General features: G+C 38.1%; 15 protein-coding genes. 9 read left to right on the top strand and 6 right to left on the bottom strand.

All coding sequences use genetic code 11. The features are described from left to right. Positions 1-16 precede the first annotated feature (16 nt). Entirely contained in the window at positions 17-688 is a 672-nt protein-coding gene (locus DVR12_RS22860; RefSeq protein ID WP_116978132.1) for a YceI family protein, read from the top strand. Positions 689-717: 29 nt separating this feature from the next. On the opposite strand, the gene DVR12_RS22855 is transcribed toward DVR12_RS22860, so the two are convergent. Together DVR12_RS22855 and DVR12_RS22850 are read right to left on the bottom strand one after the other, a co-directional pair. Then, the gene (locus DVR12_RS22855; protein ID WP_116978131.1) at positions 718-1,338 is read right to left on the bottom strand and encodes a hypothetical protein; all 621 of its coding nucleotides are present in this window, start codon (positions 1,336-1,338) and stop codon (positions 718-720) included. A 93-nt stretch (positions 1,339-1,431) separates the two neighbouring features. Beyond that, on the bottom strand, positions 1,432-3,267 hold the full coding sequence (locus DVR12_RS22850) for a hypothetical protein (protein WP_116978130.1): 1,836 nt from the start codon (positions 3,265-3,267) through the stop codon (positions 1,432-1,434). Between the two features lie 305 nt (positions 3,268-3,572). On the opposite strand from DVR12_RS22850, the gene DVR12_RS22845 reads away from it, so the two are divergent. Then, positions 3,573-3,881: a hypothetical protein gene (locus DVR12_RS22845; protein ID WP_116978129.1), complete on the top strand. Its 309-nt coding sequence runs from the start codon at positions 3,573-3,575 to the stop codon at positions 3,879-3,881. Positions 3,882-3,923: 42 nt separating this feature from the next. Here DVR12_RS22845 and DVR12_RS22840 read toward each other — a convergent pair whose 3' ends face one another. Together DVR12_RS22840 and DVR12_RS22835 are read right to left on the bottom strand one after the other, a co-directional pair. Further along, entirely contained in the window at positions 3,924-4,856 is a 933-nt protein-coding gene (locus DVR12_RS22840) for a hypothetical protein (protein WP_116978128.1), read from the bottom strand. Between the two features lie 16 nt (positions 4,857-4,872). Beyond that, positions 4,873-5,502: a hypothetical protein gene (locus DVR12_RS22835; protein WP_116978127.1), complete on the bottom strand. Its 630-nt coding sequence runs from the start codon at positions 5,500-5,502 to the stop codon at positions 4,873-4,875. A gap of 526 nt (positions 5,503-6,028) precedes the next feature. Here DVR12_RS22835 and DVR12_RS22830 point away from each other — a divergent pair. The 7 genes from DVR12_RS22830 (at position 6,029) to DVR12_RS22795 (ending at position 15,182) form a co-directional block, all read left to right on the top strand. Next, positions 6,029-8,005: a hypothetical protein gene (locus tag DVR12_RS22830; RefSeq protein ID WP_116978126.1), complete on the top strand. Its 1,977-nt coding sequence runs from the start codon at positions 6,029-6,031 to the stop codon at positions 8,003-8,005. 10 nt (positions 8,006-8,015) lie between these two features. Next, on the top strand, positions 8,016-9,083 hold the full coding sequence (locus tag DVR12_RS22825) for a ferritin-like domain-containing protein (protein ID WP_116978125.1): 1,068 nt from the start codon (positions 8,016-8,018) through the stop codon (positions 9,081-9,083). A 577-nt stretch (positions 9,084-9,660) separates the two neighbouring features. Then, positions 9,661-10,353: a zeta toxin family protein gene (locus tag DVR12_RS22815; RefSeq protein ID WP_116978123.1), complete on the top strand. Its 693-nt coding sequence runs from the start codon at positions 9,661-9,663 to the stop codon at positions 10,351-10,353. 300 nt (positions 10,354-10,653) lie between these two features. Continuing rightward, complete coding sequence (locus DVR12_RS22810) at positions 10,654-12,060, top strand: TolC family protein (protein ID WP_116978122.1); 1,407 nt, start codon at positions 10,654-10,656, stop codon at positions 12,058-12,060. Positions 12,061-12,094: 34 nt separating this feature from the next. Continuing rightward, complete coding sequence (locus tag DVR12_RS22805) at positions 12,095-13,051, top strand: HlyD family secretion protein (protein WP_116978121.1); 957 nt, start codon at positions 12,095-12,097, stop codon at positions 13,049-13,051. A 6-nt stretch (positions 13,052-13,057) separates the two neighbouring features. Next, a complete protein-coding gene (locus tag DVR12_RS22800) occupies positions 13,058-14,221 on the top strand; it encodes an ABC transporter permease (RefSeq protein ID WP_116978120.1) in 1,164 nt (387 codons plus the stop codon). A gap of 70 nt (positions 14,222-14,291) precedes the next feature. Beyond that, positions 14,292-15,182, top strand: coding sequence for a hypothetical protein (locus DVR12_RS22795; protein WP_116978119.1), 891 nt, complete (start codon positions 14,292-14,294; stop codon positions 15,180-15,182). Positions 15,183-15,188: 6 nt separating this feature from the next. Here the strand turns inward: DVR12_RS22795 and DVR12_RS22790 are convergent, their stop codons facing one another. After that, positions 15,189-15,473 (bottom strand): hypothetical protein, encoded by a 285-nt coding sequence (locus DVR12_RS22790; RefSeq protein ID WP_116978118.1) that lies wholly within the window; start codon positions 15,471-15,473, stop codon positions 15,189-15,191. A gap of 106 nt (positions 15,474-15,579) precedes the next feature. Further along, complete coding sequence (locus DVR12_RS22785; RefSeq protein ID WP_147323526.1) at positions 15,580-16,377, bottom strand: DUF3575 domain-containing protein; 798 nt, start codon at positions 16,375-16,377, stop codon at positions 15,580-15,582. Positions 16,378-16,406 lie beyond the last annotated feature (29 nt).

Below are 16,406 nucleotides of genomic sequence, written 5' to 3'. Positions count from 1 at the left end.
AAATACGTCAATTTTTATGAAACAAACAGTACCAGCGCTTATTATGATGCTTGCACTTGCAGCATGTGGCGGAGGAGCAGCAAATCAGACTAAAACGGAAGAAAAACAGGAAGTTTCAGCAGCTACCGGAGCTACATATGCAATTGATACAACTACTACAGCTGTTCAATGGCGTGCTACCCACAAAGGTGGATTTGCACCTCGTTTTGGCGCAATCAAAGTAACAGATGGTAATCTGATAGTTGACAATGGAGCAATTACAGGTGGTAATTTTAACGTAAACATGATTTCTCTGACTACAGATCCGGCATCTGTAACAGAAGCAGGCAAGAAATCAACTGATCTGGACGGTCACCTGAAAAGCGGTGATTTCTTTGATGTTGAGAAATACCCAACTGCTAAATTTGAAATTACTTCTGTTGCACCATATGACAGCACTAAACAACAAAGCCTGGTGCCTGGTGCTACCAACCTGATTAGCGGTAACCTGACACTGAAAGACAGTACACTGAATATCACTTTCCCTGCACTGGTTTCTGTAAATGGAAATGAAGTAACTGCAACTGCGAAATTCGTGATCGACAGATCTGCATGGGGTATCAGCTACAAAACTGAAGGCAGCCCTGAAAACTGGATGATCAGTAAAGATGTTGAAATTGGTTTCAGCCTGAGAGCTGATAAAAAATAAGGTTTAAAAAACTTGAAAAAAGCCTGTAGTTAATTCACTACAGGCTTTTTTATTGTCTTAATCAATCGGTGAATTACCGGAGGTTGCTTCATTTTTCTAACTATAGAAACTCCGGTAATTGCCAACAGACTACCGAATATCAAAACTACTTTAATCGTTCCAAGTGCAGCAAGGGCTAAAATAACAGTAAAAATTCCCCTGGTAGAAAAAGCCTCCATACCTCCGGTAGCTTCCATTTTTGCTGCCATATAAAGGGTAGGCAGAAATAATGCAGCCAGCACTCCAAGGGCAATTAAAGGCTTCTTTGCTGCCTCAATTTTAGTATAATAATCTGTTGTGTTAAAAAAGTCAGGAATTGTGTTACGGAAATAATCATACATTTCTTTACGTCTGGAATCATCTAAAACAATCAAATGTTCTTCTGAACCCCGAAAGAAAACCTGCAGGTATTTATTGCCTTCCTGCCATCTGATCTCCTGTATATAAGAAACTGGAATAGCAAACATATTCTGTGTAGGTGGAATATTCTGATTAAGGCTCCAAACCACACTATCTATCTCTGATGCTTTGGGGTTACATTTATAGATCATATCATCAACATGGGCAATGATCTTATCCTCTCCTTTCATAGAGTTTGTCCATACTTTCATTGTAAAGGGATATTAATTTATTGAAATTTATAAAAAACAAGGCTATCCAAAAAATGGATAGCCCAATATCATTAAATTAATATTATTAATACCCTACCACTTCCTGAATTTAGCAGGAGGTTCTCTAAGTACAATAGGATCTACACTCCCATCGGCCATAACACCACGATAATAGTAACTAGGTATTACCTTTTCATAGCTCATTTGCATACCCATATTGTCTTTTTCTACCGACAGATAAGCCTGGTAAAGTTCTACCGACTTATTGATCTGATCAGACAGCAAAGCTGCCTGGGCAGCGTTCATAAGGCATAATGCTTTCATATTTGGAGTAACGTCGCCGGTTAATCGTTGTTCATATTCAGTAACAATGCCTTTCAGCGTATTAATGCTGGCAGCAGTTTTATCTTTATCGCCAATATTTGAAATCGCTTCCTTGGTTCTGTCGATCAGCGACACTAATTCTGCCTGCTCCGGTGTTGCATCTTTAAGTCCATATATCGGGTACATATAGTTGCTTACTTTATCGCTACCATATGCAGTAGTAAGAGCTTTTGAAATATAATCAGCCAATACAATCCAGCTATTCTGCTGTAATCTTCTGATAATATTTTCACGTTCCGTTTCAATACCTTTCTTAGCCATTTCGATATTATCGAATCCACGAATGGTAGCAACAGAATTTTGTTCTTCAGGCTTTTGATCCCTGAGATAATCTGCATGGAACATATCCCCCAGCCAATCATTTTCACCTATTACAACAATTGTTTTCTCCAGTTGCCCGGCTTTATTCCATACTTCTACTTTCAGCGGAAAGTGGTAGTAGATATTTGCAAAGTAGCCACGCACTTCAATTGTAGGATGAAACATCACATTTGCCTTTACAGTGCCTTGTGCAAATTGAGGAGCCTCAATTTTAAAGTCTTTTACTCCCGGTGTAATAATTTTGAAAGTATAATCAGGAGTCTCCCCTTTTTTGGCAGCCTTGGCATCTGAACTGATATAAATGGCATGTTGAGCCGCCCAGGTATCTGCAATAGATGGGAGCTGTACCTGATATTTTTCACCTTCTTTCAGTTGTTTTACTTTTGCATTCAGGTATACTTTGGTAGTAGGGTATAACATTTTCAAGCGTACTTCCCTTTTCTGTAAGTCTTCTTTGGCAGAACGACTTGCTTCTTTTGCAGCCAGTTTACCTCCGGGAGAAAGCTTAATCAACCCGTTATTATATAGTTCGGCCGTTTGAGCAGGAATACCTGTTGCATTATTTTTGAAAAGCACCAATAATTTTTCTATCTCACTATTTACCTCTGGTTTATTACTCGATTTAGCTGCCTGATAGAGTTTATCCAGATTCTTTTTGCCGGCCTCTAACTGACTGCTTGCATAAGCACGGCAATCATCTGAGGTAGAACGCAGTGCCACTGCCTCAGAAGCAATACTTAGATTAGAAATAGCCAGTACCAGATCTAGGTTATAGATATTCTCGAGATTATCGATTAACAGGTTTCTGGCCATGTTATGCAGATGCGCAGAGAATTTTACAGCAGCTTCCGGCTCATCAATTGATTTACTGGTAGAATAATTTGGTTTTTTAAGTGTGTTGAAAACAACATCTGTAAGCAATATTTCTTCCAGGGCTTTCTGGTAGTTTGTCAATCTGGTTTGCTGCCCGGGTTTAAATAACGACAAATTGGGTTCCAACAGCTTTTTAAACTCTAAAAACTCTTCTTTCGCCTGATTGGCATAAATAGTTCTGCAATCAGTGTCTTTATTTCCAGGAATAAAAGCGATCCTGTAATCGAGATCCATCATCTGATAGATAATAGTTGCCTTGACTTTTTCCGGATCCTGAGCCTTTACATTTTGAGTGAATGCTACACATAAACAACCTGCCAGCCACCATTTAGCTGCCCCTGAATTCTTCATAGGTATATGAGTTTAGATAATCGCGCCAAAGCTACTAAAGGAAAGTATAACAAATGGTGAATAGTATAAAATAGACATTTTTAATATTCAATTATTGCTCAACTGCAATACAGGTACAGCAGACTTTCATTTTATTCGGGGCTAAACCATTGAATATCCTGGATAAGAGCACTCTTATTCACTTTAACTGTGCTGGCAATGCAGTGTTTGACAGAAGCAATACATGATAACTAAGCATTTTTTTTATAACCGGGGTACAGGGTGATTAGTTAAATTACTGTATTCGTTAACCAAATTTCATAATTATGAAAAGTATTCTGATCTGTTCACAGGCACTGTTGCTTGGCCTGGCAGTAAATTTCGCTGTACTGTCAGGAAGTCATAGGAGCAGTGCTGTTACCAAGAAGGTTAAAAGAGTGGATTGCACATCCTGTACAGGTATCAGTAAGAAATGTATTAACAATGTATGTGAAACAGGAATAAAAGTTTACACATCATCTGTTAAAACTGGTACTAACCCAACTCGCTGGACCTGCACCTATCATTATGAATGGTCTGACAATTCTGTAAGCCAGGATTATACAGAGATCAACAATTTTGCTTGCCCGCTTTAATGCTTTTACAACCAAACTCTGAATTAATGAAAAAAGAGGCTATTATTTGTAGCCTCTTTTTTGTTCTTTTTCGATAGCTTCATTATATCTTTTCAGTGAAATTTCAACAATTTTTTGGGTCAGCTCCTCCCCTTTTAGTTTGGATAATTCAGGTATCATCCATCTTTCCATATAGGTATTTTGGTACCATTCTACGAACCCCTGCTTCAGGCCATGGTTTCGAGCATAATCCCATCCATCTATATACCCTTTGATTGCGGTTTCAATTTCATCTCTCTTCTCTTCACTCAGTTTAGCACCAAACCTATCCCGGGTATCATACATATCGGCGGCATAACTGGCTTTAACTTCAGCGTAGTTATCATCCCTACCATTATCTAATTCTGCTTGGTAGGTATTTACATACTTTTCGGTATATACAGGTGAAAAAACTTCTGCTGTATCTGCATATAACTTTGCATAAAATTCTGTTTTGCCGGTATTAATCAACTTTTGATAAGTTGAACTCCAGGTTGCTGCTACTTCGAGAGCTTTTCTAAGGTTATAAAAATCTTCAGTAACCGCAAGAATAAAGCGCTGTTTATAATGTTCATTTAAGTTTAAACCCCTGCAATAGATATCTAATTCTTCTCTTGCTAATTGTTCGTCTTCATCATAAACAGTATCCCAGGCTTCACGAAATGAGTTTTCTTCATCTCTCAGCCAGGCCTGATGTGCATATGCAGAGGCCCAGAGAATACCATGTCCTGCCTTCAGAAGTTTATCATATGCCGTTACATATGCATGACCATATTTTAAGGCAGAATTGCCCCATTCATCCTTAGAGTAACTATCATCACCCTCCAGTTCTACTTCCATAAAAAAATTTTCCAGTCGCTCTCTAAACAAATCATGATAAGTGGAATCAATTTCCTTAGATTTCAGGAAGTCATCCACTTGTTGGGGAGTAAGATATTTATCGGTATATTTTGGCATAATTTGTTTTCAATATTTAATGAAAAGTAATAGGATAGAGTACTCCAGTCAGAGATAACATAATTAGCAGAGTAATTACAGCCCCTCCTGCAGAGATAATAAATGTCTCTCGTTTGCAGATAGCATTTATATTCTCATTAGAATAAACCAGGGTTGATTTACTTAGTTGTTCCTTACGTCTGATATAATGTACACAAGCTAAATGTGCGAAAATGCAAATTAGAGATAAAGAGTAGTAAGGAATAAAAAACAACTTCTCTGGATAACGATTTGCAACGCCGGCAGCAAAGTAGAAATTGGTATCAGTATGCCATAAATAACGCCCCATCAGTACGGCTCTGACATGAAAGATCAGGAAAAAGGCGAGATACAACCCACTCACTACCTGTATTACTACATATAAAGGTTGTTTAAAGATTCGCTTTGTAAAAACCAGTGTTAGTCCACTTACCACCTGGAAAGCTACACATAATAACAACAGAAATTCAACTGGCCAGAATCGATAAACAGGACGCAGCATTTCCATAACTTTTATATGCAATTCTGGTCCACCCAGTGCAAACAAATGGTTTGATAAATGTAACAGAAGAAATCCGGCGATCACAATACCTGAAAAGCGATGGAATTTTTTTATTGAAGTACGCATAGGTAACATATGTTAGGTATAGTAAAATAAAGATAACTTTTATTTCAAATTCGTCTAATAAAAAATAAAAATAATTGTTGATGTCAATAAAACTAGTCCTATCAAAACTATCTACAAGAATTGTTATAAATAAAAAACTTTGAAACATTTTTGCTTGACATCAACTATAATAAATACAATTATTTTAAAAAATTAATTTCCACACAACTCTTATCTACAAAAGGTTTCATCGATCTATAAAAAATTATTCGAATTTTTTTATTCCTTTTTGAACAATTCAATCATAGAGAATGTTAGTCCACTTAAATTTTTTATTTCATGCTAAAACAATCCCTGATTTGAAAAAAATAATCGAGCAAAAAGAGCAATCATTAAATCTGTTGTTCATCAAAAAAGTATAAGGAAGTTAAAATAGTACCTGTTGAAATTTTTCTCCTCATGAAAATTTTATTTGCGACGCAGCTATGCTAAAGGAGTTTCCTATGGTTCAAATAAATCGATTATAAACACAAAACAAGCCCTAACAATGTCTTACTTACATGATCCCAGATTTGTATTCACTGGGGACTTCCAATCGGATGTTTCCACTGTGAATAACGACGTTCGTCATTACGACAATGACTCATTTGAAGCCAGGTTTCAGCAACCAGAAGATTTACCGACCTATAATGGTTGGTGGAATCCTGTTGGAGGTGCTAATTTCCGCTTTCTTAACTGCACGGTAAAAGAGGGATATCTTCCTGATGGTAAAGTAATGAAAAACCAAAAGGATGATTTACTAATTGGATTACCTGTAACCGGTTCACCAGATCGACCAAACGGGAAGATGCTGGATCTGGACCCTCAGATGCAAATTGTATCTGCAATTTATGGAGTAAAAGTACGTTTATCTACCGCTGAAGGTGAACTATTACTCGAAGGTGAAATTTCACCTGTAGGATTCAGGGATATTAACAGAAGGCAATATCCTAATAACGCAAGCGATACAGACTACAACAGAAACAGGCAACCTAGCGGCGCCAGCTTTACTTCTGTATTGGAAAATTTGCAATGGGGAGAAAAGGCTTCACAGTCACCCATTCTTAGTGCTATGAAGAGCGCCTCACCTACCCGCCTATCCATTAATTTAAATACCTACGGTTACTACTATACGCATGTAGACGGTAGATTTGCTTTAGGCCGGGTATTGGGATCAATTAGCCCTTATATTCAAGATGAACCTTTCTATTTTCCTGCTACGAGAAGGTTATATGGAACGGTTAATGCACCTGCCAGCACCTCTACTTACTTTCTCTATAGCAACTTTATAGTTGATGAGAAAAGAAACAGACTAACACTTGACCTGGGTAACTCATACCCAACTAATGGACCATTAGGCGACATCAATCAGAACTTTTCTGATATAATTATTGCCGTTTCAAGAGTACCAGTAGACATTGAGATGTCTAATACTCAGAAATACTCTATTTCACCGCAAGCCGTAGAACCAATTATCAGTATCAGCCCAGACAAAAACTGGTTAGATACTACCGGAGGTATAGTCACCATACCTCTCACAAAGGAGATAATGACTCTATTGCAGAATAATCAATTGCTGCTCCTGAAACAGGAATCCGGCGTACTGGTAATTTACGGTCGGGAATCACGTGGTGGATATTATATGAGAGCAGACCAGAATATTTTCCGCCTCGATCCTGAAAACTCACTTTCTACTACCTTTTATGCTTACAGATATGGGAAACCAATACCAAATGCCAACATTGGCATTACATTAATGGACCCATTGGACGATCAGGGTGGCGGACCTCCATCTGATCCTAATCCACCTACAGCTAAAATTCCACCTATTAATGTACCTGTTGGAAAGATTACCTATCCATCAACACTTAAAACCGGAGCTAACGGGAAAATCGATGCAACACTTACCGCTATTGGAGATCCCGGGAATTTCAGAGAGTATGTAGAAGGACAAATATATCTGTATCCGTATACCTTAAACGGAGTACCATACTTTGATCAGTGCAGTGAGGATTTCCTGTGCGTGCATTTAAGAGACAAGTATGATGTTCCTGCCAACCCAACCTGGACGGATGTTGCACATATATGGCTGCAGTTTGGAAATCTTTATCCGATCATGAGCAAGCATATTATGGACATGAGCAAAATGGATGATATTATCAGGCATAAAGACATTCTGTTATTTGCTTTTACCAGGGATTTTAATGATCCGGTATACATGCCTGTTACCCGTGATTTATCTAAAAACAAAATGGATACCCTGATCAAATGGCTCAAAGATCCGAAACCAGGAAAAGTACTGGCAAATGCCAGAGCGCTACAGGGTTTTAGGGCTCCTGAGGAAGCAGATAAAGTAAGAATCAATAAACAATTAAGTGCGCAGTTACAAAAAGCAACACTGCAAAAATCGATGCCAGCAGAGGCATTGCCGCAAGTAGGAACTGATGCAGCAGAAACCATTTTAGAAATTCAATCTAATAATTAAGTAAATCATTATGCTACTAATAAATCCATCACTTTTAGAAGGAGTTAGAAACAGTACCAAATTAGAGGACCTGTTTTTCTACGTTCAGAAGGCAATTGAGCTGGAACACTCCACCATTCCGCCTTACCTGACTGCTATGCTCTCTATTATGCCTGAAAAGAATAAGGAAGTATACCAATTAATACATTCGGTGGTGATAGATGAGATGCTGCACATGGCAATTGACTCAAATATTCTCAATGCCCTGGGCGGACATCCGGCGATAGACAAACCGGAGTTTATCCCTTCATACCCGGGCCCACTGCCAATGGGGATCAACGAAGGTTTAATCGTAAATCTGGAAATGCTTACCAAAGATGTGGTTAAGAATACCTTCATGGAAATTGAAGAACCAGAAAACCCTATTGACTTTCCAATAAAAATGAGTGCAATGGGTATGAGAGCAGAGCAATTTGCAACCATCGGTCAGTATTATGCAGCTATCAAAGATAAGATAGATGAACTGGCCAATGACAAACTCCCTGGCGACCCAAGTCTGCAAATGACTACTTCTTTTTATCCCCCAGATCAACTATTCCCAATCTACACAAAAGAAGATGCCAAACGTGCAATTGATATTATTGTAGAGCAGGGAGAAGGAACAACCTCCAGTCCAATCAGGCCTGGTGGTGGTATTGCCCACTACTATCGTTTTAATGAAGTATATCTTGGAAAACGATTGGTGGAAGATCCGGGTTCAGAGCTTGGTTATGCTTATGAAGGCACACTGCCTTTTAATCAGAGTGAAGTATTCCCAATTTCAAAGAATACCAAGCTTTCAGAGTTACCAAATGGCACTCAGGATGAAAAGGAGATCAAACTCATGGCAGAAGAATTTGCGTACTACTATTCCAAGTTGCTGCATGGCTTGCATCGTACTTTTAACGGAGAGCCATCGTTCATCAATAACACACTTGGATTGATGTATGATATTAAGCTGATAGGTCAGAAACTGGCTGCAACACCGTTTCCCGGACGTCCGGGCCAGACAGTTGGCGCACCATTTGAGTTTACTGATGTATTCAGAGGAAAAGCGTAGTTTTTATTTGAAGGGGGCTACTGATTTTGGTAGCCTCCTTTTTTATTAAGGAATACATGGCTATTTAAAACTTTGTTAACAGTTTGTTATACTCATTTTTTTTAAATCCTATTTTAGCTGTTGGAATACCCAAATGTTACTTTCGCATCGATTTAAATTGTAGAATTCAAAAACATAAAATTGTGAAACTGATAAAATACTTCTAAGAGAAAAAGTTCGCTCTGCAATACCCGTTCATTGGTATAAATTATTTGAATACGCTGAAAAAACAGTATCTTTGTAACAGATATCAAATAATTAATTAACTGATATTCATTATATTACAAATGAATAATCCAATTGAAATACGGGGTAATATCGCAGTAAGAAACCTTCGACAAGCAAAGTTTTCAAATGGATTACCGTTTATGATAAACTCCAAGGATCTCCCTGCTCATCAGTGTTACCTTGAGTATCCTAGCGGTAAAATCTCACTTATGACCCTAGCGCCAAATAATAGAGATTTTTTGCTTATTCGGGATCTCACAAGTACTGAAGCTGCAAAAGTCCGTGAGCGCTATAACCTACCATAGCTTTAATGCCTTCCCTTTATATAATTACTGGTTCCAATGGAGCTGGCAAATCTTCTGTTGGTGCAGGTTTCCTACCTTTGAAAATTCAACAACAGTACTCCATTTTTGATGGTGATAAATTATATATGCAAAAGCAAAGGACTTTATGGTCAGAGGGAATTCGTGCGCATAAGGAGGCAAAAAAAATTGCTCTGGCATTTGTAGAACTTACATTCGATACTCTTGTGGAGAATGCCCTAACTACAAGGGATAATTTTGTCTATGAAGGACATTTCACCAATAATGCAACCTGGGATGTTCCCAAACGATTCAGAGAGGCCGGATATACTGTTAACATGCTATATCTTGGGCTTGATAATCCAGATCTTTCAGAGTTAAGGGTGATAGACCGAACGAAAGAAGGCGGTCATTATGTACCCAGAAATATTATAGAAGATAACTTTTACGGGAACCTCGAGAAATTAAACATCCATTATAATATTCTGGATACTCTTGAAATAATTGATACATCCGAAACCAATCATATTTTACTCGCTCAATTACTAAATAATAAAGTTGTATACTGTTTAAACCTTAACGATTTACCTGGATGGTTTATTAATTACCTTCCCAATATAACTTCATTGATAAAAGATTCTAAAATAGATCGCCTCATTGATAATCCTTCTGCTACTTCCAGGCTGAATCAGATGCAATAATCAGTCCTGCACCCAACATTATTACATCATTCAGAAAGTGAACTGTCAGATAGATTGACTTATATTCAATGAAATCTACAGAAAAAACTGCCTGGCCATTAAAAACTATAGGATAATAATTAGGTTCTTTGAGTTCCTCTTTCAAGGTCTATAGAATCTAACTGTTCGATTTCACAAAGCCCTATCATGAGTATTGATCAGGATTTCTACTTAATGATTAAAAGAAATCAATCTCTATTTCATTGTTAATTCAAAGTTATAGGCTATGTTGCAGGTATGTGACCAAAAAAGTGTTTATCAATGAAAAGCAAGCTGTCATTCCTCCTCCTGTCATTAATATTTTATAACTACGCCAAAGCACAAACGCCACCTGGCTTCAAAGAGCTGCTAGACAGTGCTATGGTTCGGGATGCAGACCTCAAGACTCAACAGACCAAAAATAAACTAACGGAGCTGGACCAACACAAATTAAAGGATGTTTATCTCCCTACTTTAGAGGTAAGCGGGATGGGCGGATATTTGAATGCAACGGCCCGTATTATCTCTCCAGAGCTAAACCTGGAGCCATTTCTGACCATTCCTGAAGGAAAATACAACAACAACATCAATGTATCCGGATTTTCCGGATTGGCTAAGGCTGATGCCAAAATGTTGCTATATTCAGGAGGAAAGGTAAAACAACTCAGCAAAGCTTTACAGGAAAAACGGCAATCAGAGAATGTTTTACTGGAAAAAACCTCCGACGATGTAGTTGCTGTTATTTCAAGAGCATATGACCAACTGGCACTGGTACATCAATCTAAAAAAGTATTGGATGAAGCAAAAAGAAGACTGGATGCCAACCGCAAAACTGCCGATAAAGCATTAGGATATGGGCTGATCACTCCATATGATCACAAAAAAATAGAGCTGGCACAGGCCACCCTCGACTCTAAAATAGTAGAATATGAGGGTAAAAAACAATTACTGCTCACTCAACTTGAAGTATTAACAGGCATCAGCAATGATAGATTACAACTTATTGAACCGGAACTTACGGCTATCATACTTCGTCCTCCCGAAAAAACAATTGAACAACGCGCTGAAATACGAGCGTTAAATCATGGGATCAGTGCATCGGACTTTAAAATTAAAGCAGAACAAACCTGGTGGATACCAAAAGTACAGCTAATGGCTTCCACCTATTATGTTGGATTATATGGCAACAGAATTAAATCATCCAACGATATTATTCCTCCTATTCCGGCAATCAATTATCCTGGCCGAAAGCTAGACTGGAGGCCTACCAATCTGAATATCTTTCCATTACTAACAACCGGGATAGGGTTTAAATGGGAGATTTTCGATGGTAAGGAAGGCAAACACGCCATAGAAACTGCACGTATCGACCGGGAGCTGCTACAAATCCAGAAATACGACGCTATTCGCAAGCTTACTCTGAATCAGGCTAATAATCAGTCGAACTACGACATTGCCAATTCACAGATTACGTTCAGGAAGAAAGAAAAGGAACTTGCCAATAATGCATTAATCCAGGCAGAAAAAGAGTTCAGGTACGGAATGTCTAAATCAACTCAACTGATAGAAGCAGAAAATGATCTTGAATCAGTAGAACTGGAATATCAGAATGCAATTTTCAATCAGCGCAGGGCGGCCATAGAGTTAATGAGATCTACTCAGGAACTGGATATTAATAAACTGTATTGATACCTGCAACATTATTCAAACTAATTACTATAAGATGAAAATAACTACACATATACTTTTAGTCTGTTCACTGATACTGGCAAGTTGTTCATCATCCAAACAAAAAACTGATCAATTTGAAGGGAAAGCTAAAAAAGATGTGATCTCCTTTGCGCCAAAGGTGACAGGCAGAATATTGAATATATATGTAAAGGAAGGCCAGACAGTAAAAAGAGGTGATACTTTGGCATTACTGGATGTACCGGAGGTTTCGGCCAAAATTGCACAGGCTCAGGGAGCGGTAAACGCTGCTACCGCACAGGAGAAAATGGCCCGCAATGGTGCTACTCCGGATCAGTTGAAGCAATTACAGGCAAAATATAAAGGACTTAAAGAACAATACGAGTTTGCACAGAAATCATATGAGAGAGCCAATAATATGTTTAACGACAGTTTAATGTCGCCCCAGGCGCATGATGAAATTTATGCAAAATTACAGGGTGCCAAAGCCCAATATGATGCGGTAGTTGCTGAATTGGATGATGTAAAAAAGGGAACACGTATAGAGAAGGTAGATATGGCCGCCGGCCAGGCATCACAGGCACGAGGTGCTTTACAGGAAGCTAATGTAGCCTACTCTGAAAGATATGTTATTGCAACCAACGATATGGAAATTGAAACTATCAGTCTTAACCCCGGAGAATTAGCTACAGCAGGATTTGCACTATTCAATGGCTATATTCCGGAAAGTACCTGGTTTAGATTTACCGTACCGGAAAGCAAGATTTCAAAATATAAAAAAGGTCAGGAGGTGAAGATACAGACCATGTATTCCAAGGAAGAACTGGACGGAACTATTGCCTATATTAAACAACTTACCCGATATGCCGATATTACGACGGCCTATCCCGACTATCAGCCAGATGAGGCTATTTACGAGGTTAAAGTGCAACCAAAGGATATGAATAAAGCTAAAGATATACTGGTAAACTCAAGAGTAATATTGAAATAATCAGGCATGAAAGAATTTTTGAGATTGTTGAAACGGGAGTTTAAGCTTTTTCTGGGTAACTCTACCCTGCGCTCGGTCTTTTTCCTGGCACCAATTTTATATGCTACCCTGATTGGCTTTGTATATAGAAGTGGTAAAGTAGAAAATATACCCGTTATAGTTATAGATAAAGACGACACCCCACTATCGAACCAGCTGGCAGAAATGCTGGGAGATAATAAAAGTATTAAAGTTGTTCAATATACTCAGGAACCACCTAATGTAAATGATGAAGTAATTAAAAAGGCAGCAGCGGCTGTAGTGATGATCCCAAGCCGGTTTGAGGCCGACGTTCTTCAGAAAAAATATCCTGAGGTAAATGTATACGTTAATACCAGTAATGTATTGACAGCTAACTTTGCATCCAAAGCCATACAACTGACTATTGGTACCTTTTCAGCCGGAGTTTCCATTAAGGGATTGCAAAAAATGGGGATGCCGGCAAGTAAGGCTGCTACGCAGTATGAGCCATTTAAAACGAATTACATCACTCTTTTCAATACTACCAGTAATTACCTGATATTTATGTGGCCTGCTATGCTGGCAGTAGTACTGCAACAGGTGATACTACTGGCGCTTGCAATTAGCTTTGCTGCCGAATTTCAGCGTGGTTCATTTATTCCCGAATATTCCGGCATGCGCAGATGGGCATTTCCAATTATGCTAATAAAGGTACTTCCCATCTGGACATTCTCCATACTAATTGTTTGCATATATTACTTCATGCACATATTTTTTAATGTGCCGCTACCGGAAGGTATTCTGAGCTTTATATGGCTTACTGCATTTTTTGTAGGTTCGGTTTCATTTATGGGAGTTTTTGTGAGTATTCTGATTCCGGATGCCTTAAAAGCTACACAGGTATTAATGGTAATAGCCTCTCCCGCTTTCATTATCAGCGGATTTACCTGGCCACTTAATGCCATGCCTGTATTTGTGCAGTTTCTGGCAAATATTATTCCGCTTACCCCCTTTCTGCAAGCCTTTAAAATTCTATTGATTCAAAAAGGATCTGTTGAGCTGATAACACCATATATCAGACATCTGGGGATTCTGCTGGTAGTATATGCCTTGTTGGGATGGATTGCATTAAAGATAAAACTATGGTTCCTTTTCAGGAATGCGAAGTAAAGGGAAATAATTGTATATTTTTAAGTGAAGTATGAAAACTATGCCTTACTACGTTGCCTAAATGTACTTTATGAAACCGATTCTATTTATTTGCTCATTACTAATATCAGTAGTCTCTTTCGGAGCCAAAACCTATACCATTCCGAAGGATGAAATGGTAAAACAAATCATTAATGGTCTTAATAAGGATAAAATATATTGTTATAACGAAGAAGGTAATAAGTTCTGGATGTTTTATAACAAAAGTACTATCCTAACAATTAAGTTGATAAACAATGAGGAAAAAGAGGTAATGCTTCATTCTGTCAAATACCAAAACGGAATAATTGAAGGATTAATTTATAACGTTTGGCTACCAACCAGAAAAACGCATAGTATAAATGTAGATCAAATAGAATCATTTTACATAAAACGTAAATTTCAGGAAAGTGTGATGGTGTATGCAGATATTGACAGTAGCAGAAATTTGGTAAGGATAAAAAATGATTCCCTTAAAAATGATTACTTAAACCGGGAAGAATACATAATAAATTGGGTCAGTAAAAATGATCCCACAAAGATTAATTATACTCTCAGAGAGAAAGCTTGTTATCATCTTGTATTTAATGATAATAACCATATTGATTATGGTGTCGTTCAAAAGATCACTACAGATTCAATCTATATTTCCAAACAATTTAATGATCAACAAAATCAAACAAGTATTTATCAATATTCAATAAAAGATATCAAACAACTCTCATTACTGAAATCCGGCGGCTATACATACAAAGCAGTGAATGCAGCAGATTACAATTTCGTAACTGCAAAAGCAGATAAAAAAAAGCTGCCTATTCCATACTGGTACGCCAGCAGCAGCACCACCGGAGTAATAGAATTTTACAGATCATGGCTTACCGATAGGGGAAATATCGGAATTATGGAAAAAGATGGTAAATATTACTGGTATGAAGGCAACTAGTGCCAATCATTTTTTTGTAATTGCTGACAAAATTCCATTTTTATCTTTCTGGTACTCAAAAGTTTTCTTTAGTATAAAATCGTTATTCTTTGCCACATTTACAGTACAGTAGGTATTCTGAGAAGTGTTTCTGATCCTTGCATAGGTATTTGCAAAGGTACAAGGCTTATTCCCGAACTTAAAAGCTACCTGAATACCATATCCAACATCTATCCAATCGCCCCATACCTGTCCATACAGCGTCAAATGGCCAATTAAACCTATTAACAGGAGAAGGGATATTTTTTTCATGACTTATATTCTTTTATAAGCATTTTTAAGTGCTTAAACCGCCTAACTAGTAATTAGGATATTGGTAAACAATCGTTGTGGTTCAGTCTTATTCATTTCCTTATAATTATTTTCCACCAAATGCATATCCAATACTAAACCCTAATGCTCTTACGCCGAGGAACGGACCGTCTATTTTCCCTTTTGCACCACTGTTGTCTACATCCTGTACAGTAATAATTTGCTTATTATTCAGGGCTGGTGCCAGTCCTTCCAGGTCGTACCTCAGTAGCTGCTTATCGGCGTTACTCATACTACTTAGATCTGCCCTGGCATCAAGACTCCCGGTCATTTTTCCGTAGTGGGCACCTATTATATAAATATCCATAAGTATATGCCTGGAGATCATAAACTGACTTCCAAGAAGAATCCCACCTCCCAATCCGGAGTACCTGGCTGTTACGGGGATATAGTAATCTTTTCCTCCTGTGGTATAATTGTAAGGATAATTAATTCCGAAATTGCCGTAACGACCATATAGCTCCGTATAAAAACCTCGAGCTCCGGGTTTGTGGCCAGTGTAAAAGCGTACACCAAGTGTAAACGTTTGATTATTGACGTTGGAGTTGATGTAGTCATTGTTGTTATCCGACTGCAGCAAGTCGGCCACCCTGACTCCTACAAGAGTTGTATTAAGTGCCGTATTAGGCATGATACGAACACCAAGAGTAGCTGAGATCTTTTTGGTAAGACAGCGCTCGAAATAAACGCTATAGTTATTAAGTGCGAGGCTACTCAGATTTACCTTAACAATGTTGTGCAACATGGGCCGTTTTTTCAGGAACAACATTGTATCTCGAATCTGTGCCTCTGCATAGCAGTGCCCACATAGCAGTAATCCTGCTATCCATATAGATAATCGCATAAGAAGGAAATTTATTATGGCCCTTGTCA

The sequence above is a fragment of the Chitinophaga silvatica genome (genome assembly GCF_003419895.1).
Lineage (GTDB): Bacteria > Bacteroidota > Bacteroidia > Chitinophagales > Chitinophagaceae > Chitinophaga > Chitinophaga silvatica.
This window is presented reverse-complemented; position numbering and strand designations above follow the sequence as displayed.